The 25,404-nt window shown below is 65.2% G+C and carries 24 protein-coding genes and 2 tRNA genes; 7 read left to right on the top strand and 19 right to left on the bottom strand.

What is annotated here, in order from left to right; translation table 11 throughout:
• From tuf to ACK4HL_RS16570, 3 genes are all read right to left on the bottom strand, one after another.
• A partial coding sequence (tuf, locus tag ACK4HL_RS16580; protein ID WP_409762490.1) for an elongation factor Tu occupies window positions 1-1,184 on the bottom strand: 1,184 nt, incomplete at its 3' end.
• Window positions 1,185-1,234: 50 nt separating this feature from the next.
• Window positions 1,235-1,308 (bottom strand) — tRNA-Gly (locus ACK4HL_RS16575).
• A gap of 55 nt (window positions 1,309-1,363) precedes the next feature.
• Window positions 1,364-1,448 (bottom strand) — tRNA-Tyr (locus ACK4HL_RS16570).
• Window positions 1,449-1,766: 318 nt separating this feature from the next.
• On the opposite strand from ACK4HL_RS16570, the gene rnd reads away from it, so the two are divergent.
• The gene (gene rnd / locus ACK4HL_RS16565; RefSeq protein WP_409762496.1) at window positions 1,767-2,939 is read left to right on the top strand and encodes a ribonuclease D; all 1,173 of its coding nucleotides are present in this window, start codon (window positions 1,767-1,769) and stop codon (window positions 2,937-2,939) included.
• 1 nt (window position 2,940) lies between these two features.
• Here rnd and ppx read toward each other — a convergent pair whose 3' ends face one another.
• The 6 genes from ppx to ACK4HL_RS16535 all read right to left on the bottom strand — a co-directional run bounded on the left by ppx (window position 2,941) and on the right by ACK4HL_RS16535 (window position 10,227).
• A complete protein-coding gene (ppx, locus tag ACK4HL_RS16560) occupies window positions 2,941-4,461 on the bottom strand; it encodes an exopolyphosphatase (RefSeq protein WP_409762487.1) in 1,521 nt (506 codons plus the stop codon).
• Window positions 4,458-6,635 (bottom strand): RNA degradosome polyphosphate kinase, encoded by a 2,178-nt coding sequence (locus ACK4HL_RS16555; RefSeq protein WP_409762484.1) that lies wholly within the window; start codon window positions 6,633-6,635, stop codon window positions 4,458-4,460. Before ACK4HL_RS16555 ends, ppx begins: the two co-directional genes overlap by 4 nt.
• Before the next feature lie 78 nt (window positions 6,636-6,713).
• The gene (locus ACK4HL_RS16550) at window positions 6,714-7,418 is read right to left on the bottom strand and encodes a hypothetical protein (protein ID WP_409762481.1); all 705 of its coding nucleotides are present in this window, start codon (window positions 7,416-7,418) and stop codon (window positions 6,714-6,716) included.
• Window positions 7,415-8,560, bottom strand: coding sequence for an AI-2E family transporter (locus ACK4HL_RS16545; protein WP_409762478.1), 1,146 nt, complete (start codon window positions 8,558-8,560; stop codon window positions 7,415-7,417). Before ACK4HL_RS16545 ends, ACK4HL_RS16550 begins: the two co-directional genes overlap by 4 nt.
• Window positions 8,557-9,114, bottom strand: a complete 558-nt coding sequence (locus tag ACK4HL_RS16540) for a CDP-alcohol phosphatidyltransferase family protein (RefSeq protein ID WP_409762475.1) — start codon at window positions 9,112-9,114, stop codon at window positions 8,557-8,559. Before ACK4HL_RS16540 ends, ACK4HL_RS16545 begins: the two co-directional genes overlap by 4 nt.
• Window positions 9,115-9,117: 3 nt before the next feature.
• Window positions 9,118-10,227: a DUF2066 domain-containing protein gene (locus tag ACK4HL_RS16535; RefSeq protein ID WP_409762472.1), complete on the bottom strand. Its 1,110-nt coding sequence runs from the start codon at window positions 10,225-10,227 to the stop codon at window positions 9,118-9,120.
• 141 nt (window positions 10,228-10,368) lie between these two features.
• Here ACK4HL_RS16535 and purM point away from each other — a divergent pair, with 141 nt between their 5' ends.
• From purM to ACK4HL_RS16520, 3 genes are read left to right on the top strand one after another with little or no spacing between them, the layout of a single operon-like run.
• Window positions 10,369-11,454, top strand: a complete 1,086-nt coding sequence (gene purM, locus ACK4HL_RS16530) for a phosphoribosylformylglycinamidine cyclo-ligase (RefSeq protein ID WP_409762469.1) — start codon at window positions 10,369-10,371, stop codon at window positions 11,452-11,454.
• A complete protein-coding gene (gene purN, locus ACK4HL_RS16525; RefSeq protein WP_409762466.1) occupies window positions 11,451-12,050 on the top strand; it encodes a phosphoribosylglycinamide formyltransferase in 600 nt (199 codons plus the stop codon). Before purM ends, purN begins: the two co-directional genes overlap by 4 nt.
• Complete coding sequence (locus tag ACK4HL_RS16520) at window positions 12,047-12,991, top strand: nucleoside hydrolase (RefSeq protein ID WP_409762463.1); 945 nt, start codon at window positions 12,047-12,049, stop codon at window positions 12,989-12,991. Before purN ends, ACK4HL_RS16520 begins: the two co-directional genes overlap by 4 nt.
• A gap of 200 nt (window positions 12,992-13,191) precedes the next feature.
• On the opposite strand, the gene ACK4HL_RS16515 is transcribed toward ACK4HL_RS16520, so the two are convergent.
• Window positions 13,192-15,282 carry a molybdopterin-dependent oxidoreductase gene (locus tag ACK4HL_RS16515; RefSeq protein WP_409762461.1) on the bottom strand — a complete coding sequence of 697 codons (2,091 nt, stop codon included), beginning with the start codon at window positions 15,280-15,282 and terminating at the stop codon, window positions 13,192-13,194.
• A gap of 35 nt (window positions 15,283-15,317) precedes the next feature.
• Between ACK4HL_RS16515 and ACK4HL_RS16510 the strand changes: the two genes are divergently transcribed.
• Window positions 15,318-16,055 (top strand): TrmH family RNA methyltransferase, encoded by a 738-nt coding sequence (locus ACK4HL_RS16510; protein WP_409762458.1) that lies wholly within the window; start codon window positions 15,318-15,320, stop codon window positions 16,053-16,055.
• Window positions 16,056-16,061: 6 nt separating this feature from the next.
• Here the strand turns inward: ACK4HL_RS16510 and ACK4HL_RS16505 are convergent, their stop codons facing one another.
• Window positions 16,062-16,382 carry a hypothetical protein gene (locus ACK4HL_RS16505; protein WP_409762455.1) on the bottom strand — a complete coding sequence of 107 codons (321 nt, stop codon included), beginning with the start codon at window positions 16,380-16,382 and terminating at the stop codon, window positions 16,062-16,064.
• Between the two features lie 193 nt (window positions 16,383-16,575).
• Here ACK4HL_RS16505 and ACK4HL_RS16500 point away from each other — a divergent pair, with 193 nt between their 5' ends.
• Window positions 16,576-18,999 (top strand): FAD-dependent oxidoreductase, encoded by a 2,424-nt coding sequence (locus tag ACK4HL_RS16500; protein WP_409762452.1) that lies wholly within the window; start codon window positions 16,576-16,578, stop codon window positions 18,997-18,999.
• Here ACK4HL_RS16500 and ACK4HL_RS16495 read toward each other — a convergent pair.
• Complete coding sequence (locus tag ACK4HL_RS16495; RefSeq protein WP_409762449.1) at window positions 18,996-19,298, bottom strand: hypothetical protein; 303 nt, start codon at window positions 19,296-19,298, stop codon at window positions 18,996-18,998. The two genes, ACK4HL_RS16500 and ACK4HL_RS16495, sit on opposite strands and share 4 nt — an antisense overlap.
• Window positions 19,299-19,475: 177 nt before the next feature.
• On the opposite strand from ACK4HL_RS16495, the gene ACK4HL_RS16490 reads away from it, so the two are divergent.
• Complete coding sequence (locus ACK4HL_RS16490; protein WP_409762446.1) at window positions 19,476-20,378, top strand: DMT family transporter; 903 nt, start codon at window positions 19,476-19,478, stop codon at window positions 20,376-20,378.
• 18 nt (window positions 20,379-20,396) lie between these two features.
• Here ACK4HL_RS16490 and ACK4HL_RS16485 read toward each other — a convergent pair whose 3' ends face one another.
• The 7 genes from ACK4HL_RS16485 to ACK4HL_RS16455 all read right to left on the bottom strand — a co-directional run bounded on the left by ACK4HL_RS16485 (window position 20,397) and on the right by ACK4HL_RS16455 (window position 25,344).
• Window positions 20,397-21,134: a hypothetical protein gene (locus tag ACK4HL_RS16485; RefSeq protein WP_409762443.1), complete on the bottom strand. Its 738-nt coding sequence runs from the start codon at window positions 21,132-21,134 to the stop codon at window positions 20,397-20,399.
• 60 nt (window positions 21,135-21,194) lie between these two features.
• Entirely contained in the window at window positions 21,195-21,836 is a 642-nt protein-coding gene (locus tag ACK4HL_RS16480) for a protein-L-isoaspartate(D-aspartate) O-methyltransferase (protein WP_409762440.1), read from the bottom strand.
• The gene (gene surE / locus ACK4HL_RS16475; RefSeq protein WP_409762437.1) at window positions 21,833-22,594 is read right to left on the bottom strand and encodes a 5'/3'-nucleotidase SurE; all 762 of its coding nucleotides are present in this window, start codon (window positions 22,592-22,594) and stop codon (window positions 21,833-21,835) included. Before surE ends, ACK4HL_RS16480 begins: the two co-directional genes overlap by 4 nt.
• 3 nt (window positions 22,595-22,597) lie before the next feature.
• Window positions 22,598-23,878, bottom strand: coding sequence for a serine--tRNA ligase (serS, locus tag ACK4HL_RS16470; RefSeq protein ID WP_409762434.1), 1,281 nt, complete (start codon window positions 23,876-23,878; stop codon window positions 22,598-22,600).
• A 71-nt stretch (window positions 23,879-23,949) separates the two neighbouring features.
• Window positions 23,950-24,735 carry a twin-arginine translocase subunit TatC gene (tatC, locus tag ACK4HL_RS16465; protein WP_409762431.1) on the bottom strand — a complete coding sequence of 262 codons (786 nt, stop codon included), beginning with the start codon at window positions 24,733-24,735 and terminating at the stop codon, window positions 23,950-23,952.
• Complete coding sequence (tatB, locus tag ACK4HL_RS16460; protein ID WP_409762428.1) at window positions 24,732-25,088, bottom strand: Sec-independent protein translocase protein TatB; 357 nt, start codon at window positions 25,086-25,088, stop codon at window positions 24,732-24,734. The genes tatC and tatB overlap by 4 nt, the downstream gene beginning before the upstream one ends.
• Before the next feature lie 31 nt (window positions 25,089-25,119).
• Entirely contained in the window at window positions 25,120-25,344 is a 225-nt protein-coding gene (locus ACK4HL_RS16455) for a twin-arginine translocase TatA/TatE family subunit (RefSeq protein ID WP_409762425.1), read from the bottom strand.
• Window positions 25,345-25,404: the final 60 nt, after the last annotated feature.

Raw genomic sequence — 25,404 nt, 5'->3', positions numbered from 1 at the left:
GTGATCTTGGCGACGACGCCGGCGCCGACGGTACGGCCGCCTTCACGGATGGCGAAGCGCAGCTTCTCCTCCATGGCGATCGGCGTGATCAGTTCGACGTCGAAGGAGATGTTGTCGCCCGGCATCACCATTTCCGTACCCGCCGGCAGCGTGACGACACCCGTCACGTCGGTGGTGCGGAAGTAGAACTGCGGACGGTAGTTGGCGAAGAACGGCGTGTGACGGCCACCCTCCTCCTTGGTCAGGATGTAGGCTTCCGCCTTGAACTTCTTGTGCGGCTTCACCGAGCCCGGCTTGCACAGCACCTGGCCGCGCTCCACGCCCTCGCGGTCGATGCCGCGCAGCAGCGCGCCGATGTTGTCGCCCGCCTCGCCCGAATCGAGCAGCTTGCGGAACATCTCGACACCCGTCACCGTCGTCTTCTGCGTGTCGCGGATGCCGACGATCTCGACTTCCTCGCCCACCTTCACGATGCCGCGCTCCACCCGGCCCGTCACCACCGTGCCGCGGCCCGAGATCGAGAACACGTCCTCGATCGGCATCAGGAACGGCTGGTCCTTCGGGCGCTCCGGCTGCGGGATGTACTCGTCCACCGCCTGCATCAGCTTCAGGATCGCGTCATGGCCGATCTCCGGGTTGCGGTTCTCCAGCGCACACAGCGCCGAGCCGCGGATGATCGGAATGTCGTCGCCCGGGAACTGGTAGGACGAGAGCAGCTCGCGCACCTCCATCTCCACCAGGTCCAGAAGCTCCGGATCGTCCACCATGTCCACCTTGTTCATGAACACCACCAGCGCCGGAACGCCGACCTGGCGGGCCAGCAGGATGTGCTCGCGCGTCTGCGGCATCGGGCCGTCGGCCGCCGACACCACCAGGATCGCGCCGTCCATCTGCGCCGCGCCCGTGATCATGTTCTTCACGTAGTCGGCATGGCCAGGGCAGTCGACATGCGCATAGTGCCGCTTCTGCGTCTGGTACTCGACATGCGCCGTGTTGATCGTGATGCCGCGCGCCCGCTCCTCGGGCGCCTTGTCGATCTGGTCATAGGCCGTGAACGTCGCACCGCCCGTCTCCGCCAGAACCTTCGTGATCGCAGCCGTCAGCGAGGTCTTGCCATGGTCGACGTGACCAATCGTGCCAATGTTGCAGTGCGGCTTGTCGCGGTTGAATTTCTCTTTGGCCATCGTCGCTCTACCCTGTTGGCCGCTCTCGGCGGCATTCACGATTCAAACTTTGGAGCGGGTGAAGGGAATCGAACCCTCGTATTCAGCTTGGAAGGCTGCTGCTCTACCATTGAGCTACACCCGCCCGGAAAACCGTCGTCCGAACTCCTTAACCCTTCTGACGTTCGGCCCCAGGCAAATGGTGGGGGAGGTAGGACTCGAACCTACGAAGGCGAAGCCAGCGGATTTACAGTCCGCCCCCTTTGCCGCTCGGGACACTCCCCCGCCTCACCCTGCAAGAGGGCAAACCCGTTTGCTTGGGCCAAACGCCATTCAGCCCGGGGGTCGCCCGGGCCGTTTGGTGGGCGCGTTATGCAAGGCTTGGCAAGCCAAGTCAAGGGAATGATTGGCGCTTGCGGCCGGCCAGGCGCGCCTCGCGCCCATTCGCCTGCGGCAGCGGGCCCATAGCCCGCCTGGATCGTGATGCAGTTTCTTGAAAATTGCACCTAACGTTCTGATTCAACTCACCAACCGACCAACGAGAAGTTTTCGCGGCAAGCCATTGACCTGAGCAGGCGATCGCGCTTCCCTGCGGCCATGGACCTGATTACCACAACCGAATCGCTGGCGCGCCTCTGTGAGACCCTCGCCCGGGAAGACTTCGTCACCGTCGACACCGAGTTCATGCGGGAGACAACCTACTGGCCCGACCTCTGCCTCATCCAGGTGGCGGGCGAAACCGTCAACGGTCTGATCGACCCCCTTGCGCCGGGCCTCGACCTCGCGCCCTTCTTCGCCCTGATGAACGATCCCGCCGTGCTGAAGGTCTTCCACGCCGCCCGCCAGGACATCGAGATCATGGTCCATCGCGCCGGGATCGTGCCGCACCCGGTCTTCGATACCCAGATTGCCGCCATGGTCTGCGGCTTCGGCGACCAGGTGGGGTATGAATCGCTGGTGCGGCGGATCGCCAAGTCCCAGATCGACAAGTCCTCCCGCTTCACCGACTGGTCGCGCCGCCCCTTGAGCGACAAGCAGCTGGCCTATGCACTGGCCGACGTGACCCACCTGCGCGTAATCTATGAGAGCCTCAAGCAGGAGCTCGACCGCACCGGCCGCGAGCACTGGCTCCGGGAAGAGATGGACATCCTCACCAATCCCGCCACCTACCGCACCGAGCCGGAAGATGCCTGGAGGCGGATCAGGGTGCGCCTGCGCTCCAAGAAGCAGCTGGGCGTGCTGATGGAGGTGGCCGCCTGGCGCGAGCGGGAGGCGCGCGAGAAGAACGTGCCGCGCTCCCGCGTGCTGAAGGACGATGCCGTGGCCGAGATCGCGGTTCAGATGCCGCAGGCACGCGAGGCGCTGAACCAGCTCCGCGCCCTGCCCCGCGGCATGGCCACCTCTCGCACCGGCGAGGCGATCCTGAAGGCCGTGGCGGCGGGACTGGCGCTCGATCCCAAGAGCCTGCCCCAGCCGGACGACGGCCGCGACGACATGAGCGAGCAGGCCCAGGCTGCCGCGGAGGTGCTGAAGCTGGCGCTCAAGGTCGTCTGCGAGCAGGAGGGCATCGCGCCGAAGCTCGTCGCCTCGAGCGCCGACATCGACGCCATCGCCGAGAGCGACGCGGCCGACGTGCACCTCATGCACGGCTGGCGGCGGGAACTGTTCGGCGATCTGGCGCTTGCCATCAAGCGCGGCGAGGCGGTGATCGGCTTCGACAAGGGCCGCGTGCGCGTCATGCGCAAGAACAGCGGCCTGCAGGCGGCCGCGGAATAGGCTATGCCCTGCCGCCGATGACGACCCGGCCGCTGCGGCCGATCTCGGCGGCGAGCGCGGCAAGCCGCTTCTCCACCCTCTCGCCGGAGAGGTCTGCGAGCTTCTTCGGAAGGCTGAGCACCAGCGTCTTGTTCTCTCCGAGCTTCAACCCGATCTTCGGCAGCATGCCGGGCATGGCGGCGGAAAGGATGTAGGCGAGCCGGAAGAGGCTGCTCAGCAGATGGGCGCGCTGGTGATCCTCATCGCCGAGGAGCCGGGTCAGACTGTCGCTTTCTTCCCCCTGCCCGTCGTAGCGGTAGAACACGGTGAGCGCCAGGAACACCCGGCCCGGATGATCGATTCCCACGAACGCCGCTTGCGAGATCATGGAGAGCGACCGCTCGGCGCGGTAGTCGGGATGCGCCCGCCAGCCAATATCCGCGAGGAGGCAGGCCGCATAGCGCAGCCGCCGCTGCTCTTCCGATTCGGGAAGCTTGCCCTCGCCGAAGACCTGGTCCGTCCAATCGCAGAGTTCGAGCTCGTGATCGGGCGAGCGGGCATAGCGGCGGGCGAAATCCCAGCAGGAGGAAAGCAGCGCATCGCTGTTGCGCTTGCGCGGGGGGAGCCTCGAATAGAGCAGCCCCTCGCGCACGCCATAGACGGAGATCTCGACCGCACTCGCCTGCGCGTGGTGGAGCAGGCGCTCCAGCACCAGCGCGCCATAGGGCATGGTGTCGGAGCGGCTCTTCGAGACTTCGCGAATCTCGCGGAGCGAGCTCGGCGAGAGATGGGCGACGAGGCCAGAGAGCGACATCGCCTGCTGCCGCGTGAGCCTGTAGCAGTGGAGAACATGCAGCGGATAATTGCTTTGCGCCATGTGCAGCTTGGCGAGGTTCCGCCAGGTGCCGCCGACCGCATAGAAGGTGCGGCCCTTGAGGAGCTTCAGGATGCCGGCCTTGGCGAAGGCCTCGTCGATGATGGACCTGGCCTTCTCGATCGATCCGCCGGAGAGGTCCATGAGGCGGAGGGGGCCCAGAGGCAGCGTCACGCCTTCGCGCAGCTTGCCGTCCTTGATGTCGATGAGTTCGAGCGAGCCGCCGCCCAGGTCGCCTGCGATCCCGTCGGCGCCTGGAATGCCTGCGATGACGCCGAGCGCGGCGTAGCGCGCTTCTTCCTTGCCGGTGAGCACACGGATGCCGCATCCCAGCGCCTTCTCGGCCCTGGCGATGAACTGCGCACCGTTGGAAGCCTCGCGCGCGGCCGCCGTCGCCACCGCAAAGATGTGCTTGGCGCCGATCTGCCTCGAGAGCGCGCGGAAGCGACGGAGCGCCGCCAGCGCGCGCGTCATTCCCTCCTCCGCGAGCTTTCCCCTGGTGGCCACGCCGCGCCCCAGCCCGCACAGGATCTTTTCGTTGAAGATGGGGGATGGCGAGCGCCGCAAGCCGTCATAGACCACGAGACGCACCGAGTTGGAGCCGATGTCCACCACCGAGACGGGCCGGTACTTCGGCGGTTCGGTGCGGAATCCCTTGTGCCAGCTCACGTCTTCGCCTTGGCCTTCTTCTTCAAGCGCTCGATGATCTCGGGCGGCACATTACCTGCCTGCGAGCGCCCGCGTCCAGAGAGCGAGGGATTCTTCATGAAATACTGGTGCGCGTTGAAGGGCTCCTCGTCGGGCCCCGGCGCGATGCGCCGCGATGTGCCGTCCGCCAGCAGCTCCCAGCTCTGCTGGTTGTCCATCATGTTCGCCATCATGATCTGGTCGAGGATCTGGTCGTGCACCGTGGGGTTCTCGATCGGTATCAGCGTCTCCACGCGGCGGTGGAGGTTGCGCTGCATCCAGTCGGCCGAGCTGATGTAGACCTTGGCCCTGTTGTGCGGCAGGGCGTTGCCTGCGCCGAAACACACGATGCGCGAATGCTCGAGGAAGCGGCCGACGATGCTCTTCACGCGGATGTTTTCCGACAGGCCAGGGACGCCAGGTCTCAGGCAGCAGATGCCGCGCACCACGAGATCGATCTGGACGCCGGCCTGGCTGGCGCGGTACAGCGCGTCGATGATTCCGGGGTCGACGACGGAGTTGAGCTTGGCCCAGATCTGAGCCGGCCGCCCGGCCTTCGCATGCTCGATCTCCTCGTCGATATGGGCGAGCAGCCGGCTCTTGAGATTGATGGGCGACAGGGCGATCTTCTCGAGGTCTTCCGGCTGGGCATAACCCGAGATGAAGTTGAACAGCCGCGACGCGTCCCGCACGAGCGCGGGATCGCAGGTGAAGAAGGAGAGGTCGGTATAGACCTTGGCGGTGATCGGGTGGTAGTTGCCGGTGCCGAAATGCACATAGGTGCGCATCTGCCCGCTCTCGCGCCGCACGACCATCGAGACCTTGGCATGGGTCTTGAGCTCGATGAAGCCGAAGACCACCTGCACGCCTGCCCGCTCGAGGTCTCTCGCCCACTGGATGTTGGCCTCCTCGTCGAAGCGGGCCTTGAGCTCCACCAGCGCCATCACCGACTTGCCCGCCTCGGCGGCCTTGGCGAGTGCTGCGACGATGGGTGAATCCTTCGAGGTGCGGTAGAGCGTCTGCTTGATCGCCACCACGTCCGGATCATTCGCCGCCTGCAGGACGAACTGCACGACGACATCGAAGGATTCGTAGGGATGATGAACCACGATGTCCTTCTGGCGGATCGCCGCGAAGCAATCCCCGCCATGATCGCGGATCCGCTCGGGGAAGCGCGCGATGAACGGCGTGAACTTGAGGTCCGGCCGCTCGTCGATGATCAGCTGCCGCGTGTCGGAATAGCCGACGAGGCCAGCGCATTCCACGATGGCGTCGCGCTGCACGTCAACTTCCTCGGCAATGAAGTCGCGCAGCGAGGCGGGCGTATGGGCGTCGACCTCCATGCGGATGACCGAGCCTCGGCGGCGGCGCTTCAGCGCCGTCTCGAAGACGCGCACCAGGTCTTCGGCCTCCTCCTCGATCTCGATGTCGCTGTCGCGGAGGAGCCGCATCACGCCCTGCCCCATCACCTCGTATCCGGGGAAGAGGCGGGGAACGAACAGGCTCAGCATGTTCTCGAGGGAAATGAAGCGTACGACGCTCGAACCGTCGAGGCCGGGAAGCCGCACGAAACGCTCGAGCTGCTGCGGCACCGGCAGCAGCGCGTTCATCCGCCCTCCATCCTTGCGCCGCTTCAGCTCCAGGCAGATGATGAAGCCGCGGTTGGGAATGAACGGGAAGGGATGCGCCGGATCGATGGCGATCGGCGTGACGACCGGCAGGATCTGCTCGAGAAAACGCTGGTCGAGCCAGGATTTTTCGTGCGGGAGAAGGTCGTTGCCGTCGGTGATCACGATGCCGTTCTGGGCGAGCTCCACCTTGAGCTGGTGCCAGCGATGGTCCTGTTCGGCCATGAGCTCCTGGGCGAGCACTCTCAGCCGGTCGAGCTGCTCCTGCGCCGTGAGCCCGTCGTCGCTGAGTTGCGGCAGACGCTCGCGCACCTGGCCGACCAGCCCCGCCACCCGCACCATGAAGAACTCGTCGAGGTTGTTGCCGGAGATCGACAGGAAGCGAAGCCGTTCCAGCAGCGGGTGCACGGTGTTGCGCGCCTCTTCCAGCACCCGCATGTTGAATCCCAGCCACGAAATCTCGCGGTTGATGAAGCGCGACGGGGAATCCATCGTGATGGCGGCGGGTATCGGAAGCTGTTCGTTCATGGCGGCTTTCGGCTGACGGCTCACATTCAAGTATAACAGGCCTGTGACGATCCGGTGAATGAGACGATTGACCTTGCGTCAACTATCTTCCGGAAACATTCCGGGCTCTGTCATCTGCTGCAGAACGCGGGCCGCAAGGCCCCGCGTTACCGGTACCTGCTCCGTGAGCGCCGCCCGGTCGATCCCGGCGACGAGCGCCCGCGCCGCATCGAGCGAGCGCGGCATCCTCAACATGAGATAGGAGATGACCGTCTCCTCGACTGCCACTTGCCGGTCGGCGAAGAGCTTCACCAGCACGCCGCGCAGGAGTGCGTCGTCCGGCGGGTCGAGGCGCGCGACCGGCATCGCCTTGAGACGGGATGCGAGGTCGGGAAGCGTCACCGGCCAGTGCGCCGGGTCGGTTTCGCTGGCGATCAGCACATGGCCGCCCGTCTGCCGTGCCAGATTGAGCAGGTGGAACAGGGCCCTTTCATCCAGCCCCGGGCCGGGGGCATTGTCGATGGCGAGTGCGCCGGCCGCGAGAAGCCGGTCCGGCGGCTCGCGAGCCAGAGCGTCCGAGGTGATGACGGGTGCGCCTGCTGATTGCTGCCACACTTGGAGAAGGTGGGACTTTCCGCTGCCCCTCCCGCCCAGCAGCACGATTCCGTGGTGGGGCCAGTCAGGGTAGCTGTCGATCATGGCGACGGCGGCGGCATTCGAGGGCGTCACCAGGAAATCGTCGCGGCCCAGCGCGGCGCGCAGCGGCAATTCGAGCACCAGCTGACGGCCCGAATGCCGCGTCATGAGGGCCGCTGCCCGTGAGGCACCGGCGGCGTTCCGGTCTCATCGGCGATGGAGACCGGGATGGGCATGGCCTCCGGCTCCTCGGCCGTTCCGAGATAGAGCTGGCTCGAGAGGTATTGCTGGAGCGCGAAACGAACCAGCACGCCGGCGGCCGCTGCCAGTGGCACTGCCAGCAGCAGCCCCACGAAACCGAATGCATAACCGAAGGCGAAGAGCGCGAACATCAGCCACACCGGATGCAGGCCCACGCTCTTGCCCACGAGCTTGGGCGAAAGGAAGTTCCCTTCGAGGAACTGCCCCACCGCAAAAATCGCCGCCACCATGATGATCGGCCAGAACTCCGGCCAGAACTGCACGACGGCCACGCCGATCGCCAGCACGCCCCCGATCAGGGCCCCGGCATAGGGAATGAAGGTAAGAGCGCCTGCGAAAAGGCCGATCGCCATGCCGAACCTGAGGCCTGCCACCGAAAGCGCCACGGCATAGAAGAAGCCGAGCAGCAGGCAAACCGTGCCCTGTCCGCGGATGAAGCCCGCCATGGCGGTATTGATCTCCCGGCCCAGCATTCGCACCGTCTCCACATGGTCGCGCGGCACCCAGCTGTCGATCTTGGCGATCATGTCGTCCCAGTCCTCGAGCAGATAGAAGGCGACGATGGGCGTGACCACCAGCAGCGATACGAGATTGACCAGCGCGAGCCCGCCCGTGAGCAGCGTCTTCAGCACCCCGAGAATCCACTCGGCGGCCTTGCCTGCCACCTCCGACACCGAGCCCCTGATGTCCGCCCCGCTTCGGGCCAGCGCATCCTTCATCCAGTCCGGCGCGAATTCATTGAAGCGCAGCGTCAGCGCCTGGATGATGTTCGGCAGGTCGCTGGCGAACTTGCTCACCTGGTCGGCGAGCATGGGGGCGAGGATCACGAGGCCGAGGACGAGCACGAAGAGCGCCGCGAAGACGATGACGAGGGCCGAGGCAAGCCTTGACAGACCCAGTTTCTGCAACCCATCCGCGACCGGATCGAGAAAGTAGGCCAGCACCAGCCCGGCGATGAAGGGCAACAGGATGGAGCTGAACACCCACAGGAAGAAGACCAGCACCGCGAAGGAGACGGTCCAGATCAGCACCTGTTTCTGCAGCGTCACGGCTTTTTGTCCTCATGAGGCGCTTCCGCAACGTGGCGGAGCCAGGCCATGAGATAGGCAGCGCCGGAGAGAACCGTCAACAGTGCCACTGCAATGCTCCCGACATCCACAAGAAGGCTCAGGGGGCCGCCGAATGCCGCCAGTGCCAGCACGCCCACCAGATAGCAGATCTGGGCGGCGGTGTTCACCTTGCTGACCATCAGCGGCTGAACCCGCACCGGGTTGTCCACGAGGCGCGAGAGGAGCACGGCTCCGATGATGAGCACGTCACGCGACACGACGATGATGACGAGCCATGTGGGGATCAGCTTCAGGAAACCGAGGGTCACGAAGACGGAGACGACGAGAGCCTTGTCCGCCAGCGGGTCCAGATAGGTGCCCAGCCGGGACCGCCAGTCGTAGCGCCGCGCCAGGAAGCCGTCCACGCCATCGGAAACCCCTGCCAGCACGAAGCTGGCGAAGGCCAGCGAATAGGCTTCGGAGAGGATGAGCCACACCGTGAGCGGCACCAGCAGCAGCCGCATCAGTGAGATCAGGTTCGGGAGGTTCCTCATGCCTCACATCGGCTGGATGACCCAGGCCGAGCCGGATTGCGCCAGGTTCAGGCCGGCACGCTGCATGTTGTCCTGGAGCTCCTCCACGGTGTGGGTGAACATCAGCCTGATCACCGCCCCGTCCGCCGAAAGCGAGGAAAGATCGACGCCGATCACATTGGGCGTCGTCAGGATTCGGGACCGGATCGCATTCCACTCGCGCGGGCTGGTGAAGGGCACCGACACCGCCAGCGACTGCGAGAGATTCGCGCTTCTCGCGGCCTCCTCGGCGGCGAGCTTCTCCTCCTGCTCCTTGTAGAACTTGTAGAGGGCCTGCTGGAAGGCCTGCACGGCCCCAGGTTCGACGGGCTCCGCACTGCCGGCCTCCGGCTTGTAGATCTTGTTGAACTCCAGCTTGCCGAGCTTGGTCTCGCCCGCGATGTAGACATGGAGCCCGCCATCCTCTGTAGGTTGGGCCTGCGCCACCAGAAGGCTTGGGGCGCCATAGCGCTTGCGGATCGCTTCGAGACGGATCGCTTCCCCCCGGATCGCGTCCTCGGCCGTCAGTGTCTCGGTGTCCTCGAGATCGCCGAGCGGCACGATGATCGGCACGATGCCCTGCTCGCCCTTGAGGTCGATCCAGGCCTTGCGCCAGGGATTGTCCTCCCACAGGCTGCCGCCCTCGGGCCCGCGGTAAACCGGGAGGACCAGGATCGGGTCTGCCTGCTCGGTGGGAACGCGGATGCCGTAGCTCTCGAAGAATTTCTGCGTCTTCTCGGGCAGGAAGCGCACGGTGAACTTGCCGATATAGCGCCCCGGCGCGGAGTTTTCCTGCTCGATCGAGAGAGAGCGGAGATAGGGGGCGATGTCCTCCGGCTTGAGCTTGGCCTTCAGTTCCTCCGCCAGTTCGGTTGAGCCCAGCCGCTCGACCAGTTGGAAAAAGGCCTTCACCTGCACGTCCATCAGCGCCTGGTTCTTCGCGGCGGAAGCGTCCGTGCTCGTCACGTCCACCTCGACGCCCTGGACGGCGAAGATGTTGGTCTCGATCGGCCCTGCCGAACGGACAGGCAACGCCAGCGCCAGGAGCGCCAGCATTCCTGCGAGGGCCGCGGCGATGCTGCGTCCCTTCAACATGCAAGTCACGATCAATATGCCGGCCCCAAAGCTTTCCACACGCTGTTCCGGCGCCTCCCGCAACACTTTATTCGCAAAGCGCTTCGGGGTATGGACGCCCAACGGGCACCTCCCACCAGAGAATTGGGGCAAACTAGCGGCATGAGCAGCACGAAACAAGCAGCACGGCAGGGCGTGAGCTACGCCGATGCCGGCGTCGACATCGCGGCGGGAAACGCACTCGTCGAGGCCATCAAGCCCCTTGCGCGTTCCACCCGGCGCAAAGGCGCCGATTCGGCCCTGGGCGGTTTCGGCGGCCTGTTCGACCTCAAGGCATGCGGCTTCAAGGACCCCGTGCTGGTCGCGGCGAACGACGGCGTGGGCACGAAGCTCAGGATCGCCATCGAGACTGGCCGCCACCGCGGGGTGGGCATCGATCTCGTCGCCATGTCGGTGAACGATCTCGTCGTGCAGGGCGCGGAGCCGCTGTTCTTCCTCGACTATTATGCCACCGGGAAGCTCGAGGTGAAGGCGGCGGCCGAGGTGATCGCCGGCATCGCCGATGGCTGCCGCCAGGCGGGCTGCGCCCTGATCGGCGGCGAGACGGCCGAGATGCCGGGCATGTATCAGGGTGCCGACTATGATCTGGCGGGCTTCGCCGTGGGCGCGGCCGAGCGGAAGATGCTCCTGCCCCGCAAGGACGTGAAACCGGGCGACGTGATCCTGGGGCTCGCCTCCTCCGGGCCCCATTCCAACGGCTACTCGCTGGTCAGGAAGCTCGTGGAGATGAGCGGCCTCTCCTATGGAGACAAGGCGCCGTTCGACCGCCGGAAGACACTGGCGGAGGCCTTGCTCGCCCCCACCCGCATCTATGTGAAGCCGGTCCTGAAGGCGATCAAGGCGACCGGGGCCATCAAGGCCCTGGCCCACATCACGGGTGGCGGTTTCATCGAGAACATCCCGCGGGTGCTGCCGAAGACCGCCGTGGCCGAGATTGACCTCGGGCAGGTGCCCTTCACGCCGGTGTTCCGGTGGCTGCAGGAGGTGGGTTCCGTCAGCGAGCGCGAGATGCTGCGCACCTTCAATTGCGGTATCGGCATGATCGCCGTCGTGGCGGCGAAGGACGCGAAGAAGGTGGCAGCCTCTCTCCGCCGCTCGGGCGAGGAGGTCGTCAGCCTGGGCTCCATCCGCAAGCGCAAGGGAGCGGAGGAACAGGTGGCGCTCGCCGGCAGCCTCTCCGTGACATGAGGAAGGTCCGCACCGCCGTTCTGATCTCGGGGCGCGGCTCCAACATGATGGCACTCGTCGAGGCGGCGCGTGATCCCGGCTATCCGGCCGAGATCGCCTGCGTGGTATCGAACAGGGCGGATGCGAAGGGGCTGGATTTCGCCCGCTCGAACGGCATCCCGGCCGCGGTGATCGACCACAAGGCCTATCCCGCGCGCGAGGGCTTCGAGGATGCTCTCGATCGCCATCTTCGCTCGCTGGGCGTCGAGATCGTGGCGCTCGCCGGCTTCATGCGGGTTCTGACGGCTGGCTTCATCGCCCGCTGGGAGGGGCGGCTGATCAACATCCACCCCTCGCTCCTTCCGGCCTACAAGGGCCTCCACACCCATGAGCGCGCGCTGGCCGACGGCGCCAGGACCCATGGTTGCAGCGCGCATCTCGTGACGGCCGAACTCGACGGTGGCCCCGTCCTTCTCCAGGCGGAGGTGCCGGTGCTCGCGGGCGACACCCCCGACATGCTGGCCACGCGGGTGCTCGAGCAGGAACACAGGATCTATCCTCAGGCATTGGCCATTGTAGCCGAGCGCCTTTCCCATTCACCCAAGGACGTTAAATGACGAAGCCGCTTCCCATCATCATCGACACCGATCCCGGCCAGGACGATGCCGTGGCCATCCTCCTCGCCCTCGCCTCCCCCGAGTTCGAGGTGCTCGGCATCACCGCGGTGGCCGGGAACGTGCCCCTGGCCCTGACCGAGGTGAACGCCCGCAAGATCTGCGAACTCGCAGGCCGGCCCGACATCAGCGTTTACTCGGGCGCCATCCGCCCCATGGTGAGAACGCTGGTGACGGCGGAAGAGGTGCACGGCAAGACGGGCCTCGACGGCCCGGTGCTGCCCGAGCCGCAGATGCCTCTCCAGCGGCAGCACGCGGTCGATTTCATCATCGAGACACTGATGTCCCGTCCCGCGGGAACCGTGACGCTCTGCACGCTGGGACCGCTCACCAACATCGGCCTCGCCCTCGTGCGGGAGCCCCGCATCGCCGGACGGGTGAAGCAGATCGTCGCCATGGGCGGAGGCTATTTCGAGCAGGGCAACGTCACGCCCGCCGCCGAATTCAACATCTATGTGGATCCGCACGCAGCACGCCTCGTCTTCGAGTCGGGCATTCCGATCACGCTGATACCGCTCGACTGCACGCACCTGGCGCTGACGTCGGCCAAACGCGTGGAGGCCTTCCGCGCCATGCCCAACCGTTCAGGCCCGGCGACGGCCGCCATGCTCGACTTCTTCGAGCGCTTCGACGAGAACAAGTACGGCACGGACGGCGGCCCCTTGCACGACCCCTGCGTGATCGCGTGGCTGCTGAAGCCCGACCTGTTTTCCGGCCGACTGGTGAATGTCTCGATCGAGTGCGAGTCGGAGTTGACGATGGGCGCCACGGTGGTGGACTGGTGGCACGTGACGCGCCGCCCGGCCAACGCCACGGTCATCCGCTCCGTCGACGCCGCAGGCTTCTTCGACCTGCTGACGGAAAGAATAGCGAAGCTGCCATAGGCGGTCAGGCGAGCAGGGCCGCCGCCGCTGCCACGTTGGCGGCGAGCAGCAGCACGGCCATCACGATCATTCCTCCGAGCGACATCGCGAACCTCGTTTCGGTAACCTTTCTCGCTCCCGATCATGGGAGTTTCAGGGCAGGTTTGAGGCTGCAACGTGGGCGGGCGGGACCGGTTCCCGTTAAGAAATCATTAACGGAATCAGGCTGCGCGTATCCACACCCGGTTGTCATGGAAGGCGCCACCGCCATTGGGTGCCGGCTGGTCGGCGCCGGTCAGGGTGTTGATGCCCTGCCCGTCCTCGAAGGCCTCGTTGGGCCAGATCGACTCGGCGATTAGCACGCCGCGGCGCTGGCCCTCATGGGCGCGCGCATGAAGGGTGACCGTGCCCCGGGCGCTGCCGAGCTTCACCTTCTGGCCGTCGGCGATCCCGAGGGCGGCCAGATCCTCCGGATGGACGAACACGGTGGGGCGGCCTTCGCGCTTCCGGGACGAGGGCGTCTCGTTGAAGGTGGTGTTGAGGAAGGTGCGCGCCGGGCTGGTGGCGAGCCGGAAGGGATAGTCCTCCGTCGCCTCCTCGATGGTCTCGCAGTGATCGGGGAAGGAGGGAAGCTGCTCGACGGGACCAACCGGGGTTTCGGTGCTGCGGAAGCGCACTTTCCGCCAGTCGGCGCGGAAGCGGAACTTGCCGTCGGGATGGCCGAAGCCCTTCAGGAAATGCGCGCGGTCGAACTCCGGCATCACGTCGATCCAGTTCTCGGCATCGAGCGCCTCGAGGCCGGGCCGCCTGGAATTGACCAGCGTCCAGTCGATGAGCTCGCGCGGGCTCATGTGGAACCCCGGGTGCTCCGCCCCGACCCGGCGGGCGAGGTCGCAGATCACCTCGTGATTGTTGCGGCATTCGCCGGGCGCCTCGACGAGCTTGCGGCCGAAGAGAAGATGCGAGTGGCCGCCGCCCTGATAGATGTCGTCATGCTCGAGGAACATGGTGGCGGGAAGCACGATGTCGGCGAATTTCGCCGTCTCGGTCATGAACTGCTCGTGCACGCAGGTGAAGAGGTCCTCCCGCGCCAGCCCCTGCTTCACCCTGGTCTGATCGGGCGCGACGGAGGCCGGATTGGTGTTCTGCACGAACAGCGCCTTCACCGGCGGCCCGCCCTGGAGATCATAGGGATCGTTCAGCAGCACCGGCCCTATCCGGCTCTGGTCGAGGATGCGGATGCCCGGTTTCTTGACGTCCAGCCCCTCGATCATCGTCTTGTTCATGCCATACATGCCGCTGTTCGAATGCAAGGCGCCGCCGCCTTCGTGCTGCCAGGCGCCGGTCACGGCCGGAATGCAGGTGACGGCATGCATGTTGGGCGCACCATTGCGCGAACGCGTGAAACCGTAGCCGATGCGGAAGAACGTGCGCTTCGTCTCCCCGATCAGCTTGGCGAAGGACTCGATCTCCTGGACCGGAATGCCGCAGATGCGCGAGGCCCACTCCGGTGTCTTCGCCTTGAGGTGCTCGGCGAACGCCCGCGGCGCGTCGGTGTATGTCTCGAGATAAGACCAGTCGGCATAACCGGCACGGAACAGCACATGCATGATCGCACAGGCGAGCGCACCGTCCGTTCCCGGCCGGATGAGCACCTTCACGTCTGCCTGCTTCATCGTTCCCGTGTCGTAGATGTCCACGCAGGCAATCCTGGCGCCACGGTTCTTGCGCGCCATCATGGCGTGGGTCATCACGTTGACCTGGGTATTGACGGGGTTTCCGCCCCAGATCACGATCAGGTCCGATTGCTGCATCTCGCGCGGGTCGACGCCGGAGATGCTCCCGGTGCCGGCGAGATAACCAGACCACGACAGCGCCACGCAGAACGTGTCGCCCATGTTTGAATAGCCCTTGGCGTGACGCAGCCGGTGGATGCCGTCGCGCATCACGTAGCCCATGGTGCCGGCATAGTAGTAGGGCCATACGGAAGTGGGGCCATAATCGGCCTCCGCCTTCAGCATGGCCTCCGCCGTTTCCGCCAGCGCGTCATCCCAGGAAATCCGCACGAACTCGCCCGACCCCTTCGGGCCCTTGCGCTTGAGCGGGTGGAGCAGCCGATCCGGGTGATGTATGCGCTCGGAGTAGCGGGCGACCTTTTCGCAGATGACGCCCAGCGTGTAGCTATTCTCCCTTGCCCCGCGCACCCGGCCGATGGTGTGCTCATCCAGCACCTCCACCTCGAGTGCGCAGGCAGAGGGGCAGTCATGCGGGCAGACCGAGATGCCGGTCCGGATGTTGGGCAGGATGTTCATGGAAACTCTCTATAGCCCAAGCTAGAAGGAACGTCATGCTCACCGTCACCTCGCCCCACAATCCGACGATCAAGCTGATCCGTTCGCTGGCCGAGAAGAAGCACCGGCAGGAGACCGGGCTCTTCGTCGCGGAGGGTGAACAGGTGCTCGAGCGGGCAAAGGCCGAGCGCTGGGAACCCCGCTATCTGCTCACGACCGGACACATCGGCCCGTGGGGCAAGGCCGAGATCGTCCGTGTGGACGAGAGGATCATGGGCCAGGTGAGCGCCCAGAAGAATCCGCCCGCGGTCATCGGCGTGTTCCGTCAGAAATGGGCGGATCGCCTGGTGCCGGAAGGGACATGGGTGGCCCTCGAGGACATGCGCGATCCGGGCAATCTCGGCACCATCATCCGCACGGCGGATGCGGCGGGGGCCGCCGGGGTCATCCTTGCGGGCCAGTCCTGCGATCCCTATTCGCCAGACTGCGTGCGGGCCACCATGGGCTCCATATTCGGCGTGCCGCTCGTCAGGATGGACCAGAAGGATTTTCTGGACATCTGCCGCGCCTGGCCGGGAGAGAGCGTCGGAACGCATCTGAAGGCGGCTGAAAGCTACCGCCGCCCTTACGCCCGCCCCACCCTGCTCGTCATGGGCAGCGAAGGCAGGGGCCTCTCGGAAGAGGCCGCCGCCGCCTGCTCCACGCTCGTCCGCATCCCCATGAAGGGGGGCGCCGAATCGCTCAACGTCGCGGTCGCAACGGCCCTCGTGCTGTTCGAGGCGCAAAGGCTCTAGGCCGGGTCACGGGCAGTCGATGTCGCGCACATAACGCGCCTTGACCCAGCCTTTCGTCACGCGATCGCCGTCGTAATGGCTCACCGGGCACCAGCGGCTGGCCCAGGGGATATCGAGAGGCCGGCACCTGGCGTCGAGGTGGATGATGCCGTGGCGGCCGGGCACGAGAATGTCGACGATGCGAGAACTGGTGGTCGGCCGCGCCCGCATGTTGAGCGCATCGTTCCGGGCCACGTTCACCACATAGAGGCATCCGGGGCCCGACGTCGCGAAGGCAGGGGCCGCAAGGCCGGCGAGACAGAGGACGGCGAGAACGAGGCTCTTCATGAAACGCTCCTATGTTGGTGAGAGGACCTTGGCGAATGCAAGCTGAACGGCCGCTGAACCCCTGATGAGCCCACCTCACCACCCCTCCCGGGATTTTCCCTTGAAAAGCGCATGGGAGGGTTGAAGAGGACTGACTGGACCTTGAGCGGCGGCGGGGAGCCGATCTATCCTCGCGAAAACTCCGGAGATTGCAATGAAGTCGCATGCGCGTGTGGTGATTGTGGGTGGTGGCGTCATGGGGGTGGGCCTCCTCTACCACCTGGCGCTGGAGGGCTGGACCGACATCGCGCTGGTCGAGAAGGGCGAGCTGACCTCGGGCTCCACCTGGCACGCTGCCGGCCAGTGCCCGCATTTCAACGGCTCCCTCAACATGACCAAGGTGCACGTCTACGGCACGGAGCTCTATCCGAAGCTCGAGAAGCTCACCGGCCAGGCCGTGTCCTGGCACGGATGCGGCGGGCTCCGCCTCGCCATCACCGATGAGGAGGTGAACTGGTTCAAGTACGTCTATGGCATTTCGCGGCTGGCTGGATACGAATGCGAGATCATCGGCCCTTCAGAGATCAAGCAGTATCACCCTTACCTCGAGACCTTCGGCGTGAAGGCCGCCTTCCGAACCGTTCATGACGGGCACGTGGCGCCGGCCGACATCACCAACGCCATGGCTGCGGGTGCCCGAAAGCTCGGCGCCGACATCTACCGGCGCACGCGCGTGACAGACATCAAGCTGCTGCCCAACGGCGAGTGGCGCGTCTTCACCGAGAACGGCCACATCGACTGTGAGCACGTCGTCAATGCCGCTGGCTCATACTGCGACGTGGTGGGCTCCTGGACGGGCCACAACGTGCCGATCGCCAACATGCTGCATCACTACGTGATCACAGAGCCCCTGAAGGAGCTGATCGACCTCAAGATGGAGCTCCCCGTGGTGCGCGACCCCTACTCCCACGCATACCTGCGCGAGGAGACGAACGGCGTGCTCGTGGGCCCCTACGAAACGGCCACGGCCCACGTCTGCTGGGACGGCAGGCCGCCGCGCTGGGACTACGAAAGCGAGCTCGAGGCCCCGGAGCTCGACCGTCTCATGCCCTGGCTGGAAAAGGCCACCGAGCGCCTGCCCCTCTTCGGCCAGACGGGCATCAAGTCCATCGTGCCGGGTGCCATCACCCACACGCCGGATGGCGTCTATCTTTCTGGGCCCGCCCCCGGCCCCCGGAACTACTGGATGCACTGCGGCGCCTCGATCGGCATCTGCCAGGGCGGCGGTGCCGGCAAGTATCTCGCGCAGTGGATGGTGCATGGCCAGGCCGAGATCAACATGCGCGAGTTCGACCCGCGCCGCTTCGGCAACTGGGCCACCAAGGACTACACGGCGGAGGTTTCCGTCGCCGACTATCACCACATGTACTACTGCTACAAGCCGGCGGAGCAGCATGAGGTGGGCCGCGGCTTGCGCAAGTCCTCCCTCTACGACAGGCTCAAGTCCGAGGGAGCCCAGTTCGCCCAGATCTTCGGGTGGGAGCGCCCGCGCTGGTACGACAAGTCGGGCGAAGGCGAGAAATACTCCTTCAGGCGCTCGAACTGGTGGAATGCGGTGAAGGAAGAGGCCCTCGCAGTGCGTGAGCGCGTGGGGCTCATGGATCTCTCGACCTTCTCTAAATACGAAGTGAAAGGCAGGGATGCCCACGCCTTCCTCGAGCGCATCTGCGCAAACAGGATCCCCAGGAAGGACGGCGGCATCATCCTGGGCCATCTTCTCAACCCCAACGGCTTCATCGAGTCCGAGATCACCGTCACGCGGCTCGAGGCTGATCATTTCTACGTGCTCTCCGCAGCCGTCGCCCAGCTTCACGATCTTGACCAGATGAACTGGAGGAAGCGCGAGGACGAGCAGGTCACCATCACGGACGTGACGGATGATTTCGGCGTGCTCGTCCTGGCGGGACCCATGGCGCGCGACGTCCTCGGCCAGTGCACGAAGACGGATCTCTCGAACGCCTCGTTCCGCTGGCTCACCGGCAAGACCGCCACCGTCGCCGGCGTCGAGGGCGTGCGGCTGCTCCGGGTCAACTACGTGGGCGAACTCGGTTGGGAACTGCACGTTCCCATGGCCGGGATGCCGAAAGTCTACGATGCGTTGATGGATGCAGGCAAGCCGCACGGCATCCGGCTCTTCGGAACCTATGCGATGAATTCGCTCCGCATGGAGAAGGCCTATCGCGGCTGGGGTTCGGAACTCACCACCGAAATCGACATGATCGAAGCCTCGATGGAGCGCTTCCTCAGGCTCGACAAGGAGGACTTCATCGGCAAGGCGCCCACGCTGAAGAACAAGCAGCGCGGCCCGCGCATGAAGCTCGTCTATCTGGAGGTGGAAAACACGGATTCGGACTGCATGGGCAACGAGCCCGTTTATGCCGGCACCAGGGTCGTCGGCGTCACCACCTCCGGCGCCTTCGGTCACAATGTGGGCAAGTCTCTTGCCTTCGCGTATGTGCCTCCGGAAATGGCGGCAGAAGGCACCGCGTTCGAGGTGCTCGTCTTCGCCGAGCGGCGCCCTGCCCGCATCATCCCGGAATCCGCCTGGGACCCCGGTAACGAGCGCCTGAGGGCCTAGAGCGACGTATAGGTCTGGGCCGGCGGAATGTCTTCCCAGGCCTCTCCCGCCCCGACGATACAGGACGCACCGTCAGGACGGGTCAGCAGGATCGTCCAGGTCCCCGCCTTCGAGGTGAACACCTCGATGATCGCGGACTGGTTGGCAAGACCCATCGCGCGCGGCTTCTCGCTATACTGCGAGGAGAGGGATTTGACGATCTCGTCACGCTCGCCGCAAGGAACCTGCTGCTGTGCCGTCGCGGGCAACGTCCAGGATCCGGCGATTACGGAAGAGAGTAGAATGAACGCGAGCTTCATAAAGACCTCCAAATGCCCGGGCCGGTCTACGGCCGGAGGTCCCTATCCTCTCCAGCCCGTCTGCGGAGCGCCCGTGCGTCCGACATATGACATGCCCTGCTCCTTCAAGACCCAACCCCGAGTTTTCCGCCGGGCCTTCGAGCGGGGAACGCGAGGATTCTGCTTCGGTTCCGCAATATGAGCAGAGGCCGCGCGCACCGCCCGCTCCTGGGCATCGCCCTGATGCTGACGGCCATGGCGATTCTCCCCTTTCTTGACGCCGCGGCAAAGCATCTCGGAAATCAGGGCGTTCCGGTGTTGCAGGTGGTCTGGGCCCGCCTGTTCTTCGGCACCCTCCTCACCATGCCATTCGCGCTCCGGCTCGCGGGCCTGCGCGGTCTCGTTCCGAACATGCCGGTGATGCATACGGCCCGCGCGATTTTCCTTCTCTCCGCCACCAGCTTCTTCTTCTGGGGGCTTCATTATCTCCCGATCGCCGATACGCTGGCGATCTTCTTCGTGCAGCCGCTCATCGTCACCATGCTCTCTCCCTTCGTCCTGGGAGAAAAGGTCGGCGTCCGTCGCTGGCTCGCGGTCGTCGTCGGATTCATCGGCACGCTGATCATCATTCGCCCGGGTTTCCAGGACTTCAACCCCGGTGTGCTCATGGCGCTGGCCGCGGGAACCTCCCTCGCAATCTACATGCTGCTCACACGCAAGATCGCCGGCTCAGCCCCGGCGATGGTGACGACCTTCTACACCAGCCTCATGGGCGCAATCATCGTGAGTGCCCTCGTGGTGCTCGTGTGGGAACCGCCGACACCTTCGCAATGGGGCTTGTTCGTGCTGCTCGCCCTCATCGCCAACGGCGGCCACTACCTCATCGTGAAGGCCTACGACCATGCAGAGGCCTCGCTCCTCGCTCCCCTCGCCTACACCGAGATGATCATGGCCACTGCGGTGGGCTGGTACTTCTTCGGCGACTTCCCGGATCTCTGGACCTTCGTCGGCGTCGCCATCCTCATCGCCTGCGCCATCTACATCTCGGTGCGTGAGCGCATCCGCAACGTCGAGCCCATCCGCGATTTCGAGCAGCCTTGAGAGGTGGCGGAATCCGCGTCACCGCTCCAGCGCGTCGATGCAGACTTCCGCCGTCCCCTTGTTGCTGGGGATGGAGCGGTAGAACATCTCGATGCGGTCGATGCCGCGATTGCTGCCGATGAGGTCTATGGGGCGCGTCGTGGCGCCTGGCGGGATGAACTCGCGCACCCTCAGATCCTGCCTTGCGCCATTCGCGAAGGTGACGCGAAGGTCGAACATCTCAACCGGCGCGTGGCGCACCTTCAGCCGCAGCGCGCTGAAACGGCCCTCCTGCCGGCCCACCCGCAGCGTGTCGCGGTCGATCAGGAACCGGACGTCCTTGCAGCCGAGCCTCACCCACTCGCCCACCATCCCGCCGGCGCCTCCACCGCTTTCAACGCCGAAGAACAGGAGCCGCGCCGGGCCCTTTGGAACATAGGTCACGACGATCTGCCGCAGGGCGCGCCTGGGCGACCCGAGATCGATCACCCGGGAGGAACTCCCGGCGCGAAACAGTTGCCGCACGCGGATGTCTTCCGTCTGGCCGTTGCCGTAGACAACGCGAAGATCGAGGACCTCGACATCGCTCTGCCGCACTTCGAAACGGATGCCGCGGAACTCCCCCTCGCGCCCGCCGACGTTCACCACCTCGCGCTCCGGCCGCGCCTCGAAGGTGATGGAGCCGATCGGCACCTCGCGCGCAATCGCGCCGGAGACGCACAAGCTGCTGGTGCCCAATGCAATCGCCCATAGGACAATACGGATTACGGCTGTCACGGCTTCGCCCTCCCGTTGCAGCCAACCTCGTTAACGCACCTGCTGGTGGCAGGTCAACTGTCAGCCTTCCCGCGGCAAACCCTCGACGAGCGGCACGAACCGCACCGCCGTCAGGTGCTCGCGGGCGAAACCCTGCTCGTCCCTCGTGATGCGCCAGAGGGACTGCCGGCCGGGCCGCTCCTCGAGGGGCACCACCATGACTCCTCCGGGCGAGAGTTGGTCAAGCAATGCTTGCGGGGCTTCCTGCGCGGCAGCCGTCACGATGATGCGGTCGAAGGGGGCAAGTGTGGGCATGCCCTTCGATCCGTCGCCCACCTGCTGGGTGATGTTGGTGAGGCCCAGCCGGCGGAATCGTTCGCCCGCCTGCTCGGATAGTGTGCGGTAGCGCTCGATCGTGTAGACACGCCTGCAGAGGCGGCTCAGCACCGCCGCCTGGTAGCCGGATCCGGTGCCGATCTCGAGCACGCGATGAGCGGGCTCCACCCTCAGCGCCTCCGTCATCAGCGCCACGATGTAAGGCTGGGAGATCGTCTGGCCGCAGGAGATCGGCAGTGCCTGGTCGGCATAAGCCTGGTCGGCGAAGGGCCGCTCGACGAAAGCCTCGCGCGGCACCTCGCCTATGGCCTGCAGCACGCTCTCGTCCGTGATGCCCTGCTCGCGCAGGGACTGGAGCAGGTCGCGGCGGCGCCGGTCTCCGCTCATGGCTGATCGAGCACCGCCCGCACCGCGTCCATGGCCTCGAGCTGCGTCAGGTTCATGTGCAGCGGCGTCACGGAAATGCGGCGATTGAACACGGCCCAGAGATCGGTGCCGAGAGGCGGATTGCCTCGCTCGCGCTTGAAGCCCAGCCAGTAATAGTTGTTGCCGCGCATGTCGGTGCGCTCGTCGACGTGGAGCAGGTTCACGTCGCGCTTGCCCTGGCGCGTCACTTCCACCCCCTGCACCTCGTCCGGCCGGCAATCGGGGAAGTTGACGTTCATCAGTATGCCCGGCCCGAAGCTCAGCTTGAGCAGCCTGGCGACGATGGCGGCGCCGTGCTTTTCGGCCACGTCATAGGAAAAGCCGTTGCCGTGGATACCCGTCACCTGCGAAAGCGCAATGGACTTGAAGCCCAGCTGCGTGCCCTCCATCGCCGCGGCGATGGTGCCGGAATAGGTCACGTCGTCGGCGATGTTCTGGCCGCGGTTGACGCCGGAGAGGACGAGGTCCGGATCGCCCGGCAGGATCTTGCGCGCCGCCATCACCACGCAGTCGGTGGGCGTTCCCGCCACCTCGAAGCGCCGCTCGGCGATCTTGCGGAAGCGAATCGGGTCGGCAAGCGAGAGCGAGTGCCCCGCACCCGAATTCTCCTCCGAGGGCGCCACGATCCACACGTCCTCCGAGATCGTGCGGGCGATGCGCTCCAGCGTTTCGAGGCCCGGCGCATGGATGCCGTCATCATTGGTCACGAGAATGCGCATCACTCAGCCCCTCACGATCCGCTCGGCGCCGCCCATGTAGGGCCGCAAGGCCTCCGGGATCGTCACCGTTCCGTCGGCATTCTGGTAGTTCTCGAGGATCGCCACGATGGTGCGGCCGACCGCGAGGCCGGAGCCGTTCAGCGTGTGAACGTAGCGCGTGCCCTTGCCGTCCGCGGGCTTGTAGCGCGCGTCCATGCGGCGCGCCTGGAAGTCGCCGCAGACCGAGCAGGACGAGATTTCACGGAAGGCGTTCTGCCCCGGAAGCCAGACCTCGAGATCATAGGTCATGCGGCTGCCGAAGCCCATGTCGCCGGTGCACAGCCGCATCACGCGATAGTGAAGTCCTAGCTTCTGCAGCACGCTCTCCGCGGCACCCGTCATGCGTTCGAGTTCACCGCGGGACTGTTCCGGCGTGGTGATGGAGACGAGCTCCACCTTCGAGAACTGGTGCTGGCGGATCATGCCGCGCGTGTCGCGCCCCGCCGCCCCCGCCTCCGCCCTGAAGCAGGGCGTGTAGGCGGTGAGCCGCAGCGGCAGGTCCTTCTCCTCAAGGATCGTCTCGCGCACCAGATTGGTGAGCGAGACTTCCGCCGTGGGGATGAGCCATCGCCCGTCTGTGGTGCGGAACAGGTCCTCGGCGAATTTCGGCAGCTGGTTCGTGCCGAACACCGCGCTGTCGTTCACCATGTAGGGCACGTAATGCTCGGTATAGCCCTTCTCGCCCGTCTGCAGGTCAAGCATGAACTGGGCGAGCGCGCGCTCCATCCTGGCGAGTTGTCCCTTCATCACCACGAAACGGGCGCCGGCGATCTTCGCCGCCGTCTCGAAATCCATCAGTCCGAGCCACTCGCCAATGTCGAAATGCTGGCGCGCCTCGAAAGCGAAGGTTGGCTGCTGGCCCCAGCGGCGCACCTCGACATTGCCCGTCTCGTCCTTGCCGTCCGGCACCTCGTCCAGGGGGAGATTCGGGATGACGGCGAGTGCTGCATCGAGCTTCTTGTCGATCTCGCGCTCCACCGCCTCGCCGGAGGCGATGAAATCCTTGATGGAGCCCATCTCGGCCTTCAAGGCCTCCGCCCGGGCCTTGTCGCCCGCCTTCATGGCCTCGCCGATTTCCTTCGACGCCGCGTTGCGCCGCGCCTGGGCGTCCTGCAGCTTCTGGACATGGTCGCGCCGGTCGGCATCGATCTTGAGAAGCTCCGCCGCCACGGGCGGCAGCCCGCGCCGTGCCAGGCCCGCGTCGAATGCCGCAGGGTTGTCGCGTATGGCCTTGATGTCGTGCATGTCATGAGTCCCTTTTCGCGCCTTCCTATAGGACGGCGCGCGGCGGACGGGAAGATGATTGCTGGCGGAGCCTAGGCAGCCTCTTCGGCCGCTTCCTTCTTCCTGCGCCGCGCTTCGAGGAAGCGCACCGCCTGAACCGACACCTCGTAGAGCCCCATCAGCGGAACCGCCATCGAGATCTGCGAAATGGGGTCAGGCGGGGTCAGGATGGCGGCCACCACGAAGACGCCGACGATGGCGAACTTCCGCCCGCTCCGCAGCTGATCGTAGCTCACCACCCCGACATGGCCGAGAAGCGTCAGGATCACGGGAAGCTGGAAGCACAGGCCGAAAGCCAGAATCAGCATCATCACGAAATCGAGATAGGCCTCGATATCCGGCATGAGCTGGATGCCCTGCTGGGTTTCCGTACCCGTGCCGGCGGCAAGAGCATAGAAGAAGTGGATGGCGACCGGCAGCAGGAAGAAATAGACCAGCGCCGCCCCGAGCAGGAAGAAGACGGGCGTTGCGACGAGATAGGGCATGAATGCCTGCTTCTCGTGCGAATAGAGGCCGGGCGCCACGAACCGGTAGATCTGCGTCGCGATCAGAGGAAAGCCGATGAACAGTCCGCCGAAGAAGGCGATCTTCAGCTTCACCAGGAACACGCCCAGAAGCTTGATGGAAATGAGCGAGACGTCCGTGCCCGTCCCCCATTTGAAGGGCAGGATCAGGTAGTGGAGGATGTCGGTCGAGAAGACGAAGCTGAAGATGAAGGCGGCGATGAAGCCCAGCACGCAATAGATGAGCCTCGTCCTGAGTTCGATCAGATGCTCGATCAGGGGGGCTTCGGAAGCGTCGATGTCCTGCTGGGTCATGAGGCGGCCGTGGTGGTGGGCGGCTGCGGCGCATCCGCCGCCGGCACTTCGCCGAACAGCTTCTTGAAGTCGTCTTCCTGCTTCTTGGCGTCATCGGCGAGCTTCTTCTTCACCGGCTCCACGACATTGGCGGAGTTCTTGAGGTTGTTGACTTCCTTCTTGACCTCGTCGAAGCCCGTTTCCTTCATCGCGCTGTCGAGATGACCCTGGAACTCACGCGCCATGCCGCGCATCTTGGCCACCGTCTTGCCGAGCGCGCGCAGCACGCGCGGGAGATCCTTCGGCCCGATGACGATGATCGCCACCACGGCAACGACGAACATCTCGGTATAGCCGAATCCGAAATCGAACATGGGTGTGCCCGCCCGAGGCGCGCCGGACTGTTTAGCTCTTGGCCTTCTCGGCCTCGGTCTTCACCGCCGGCTGCTGTTCGATCGGCTTCGGTTCGGACGTGGCCGTTGCCGGCTCGTCGTCGTCCGCCATGCCCTTCTTGAAGCTCTTGATGCCCTTTGCCACGTCACCCATCAGGTCGGAAATCTTACCGCGCCCGAACAGCAGCACGACCACCAGGATCACCAGCGCCCAGTGCCAGAACGACATCGCACCCATAGACAAACTCCTTGTATGCGGAGAGGGCTCGCCTCTCCCTAAAGTTTCGCGGCACTAAAG

The organism is Aestuariivirga sp. (genome assembly GCF_046294715.1).
Taxonomy (GTDB): Bacteria; Pseudomonadota; Alphaproteobacteria; order Rhizobiales; family Aestuariivirgaceae; genus Aestuariivirga.
This window is presented reverse-complemented; position numbering and strand designations above follow the sequence as displayed.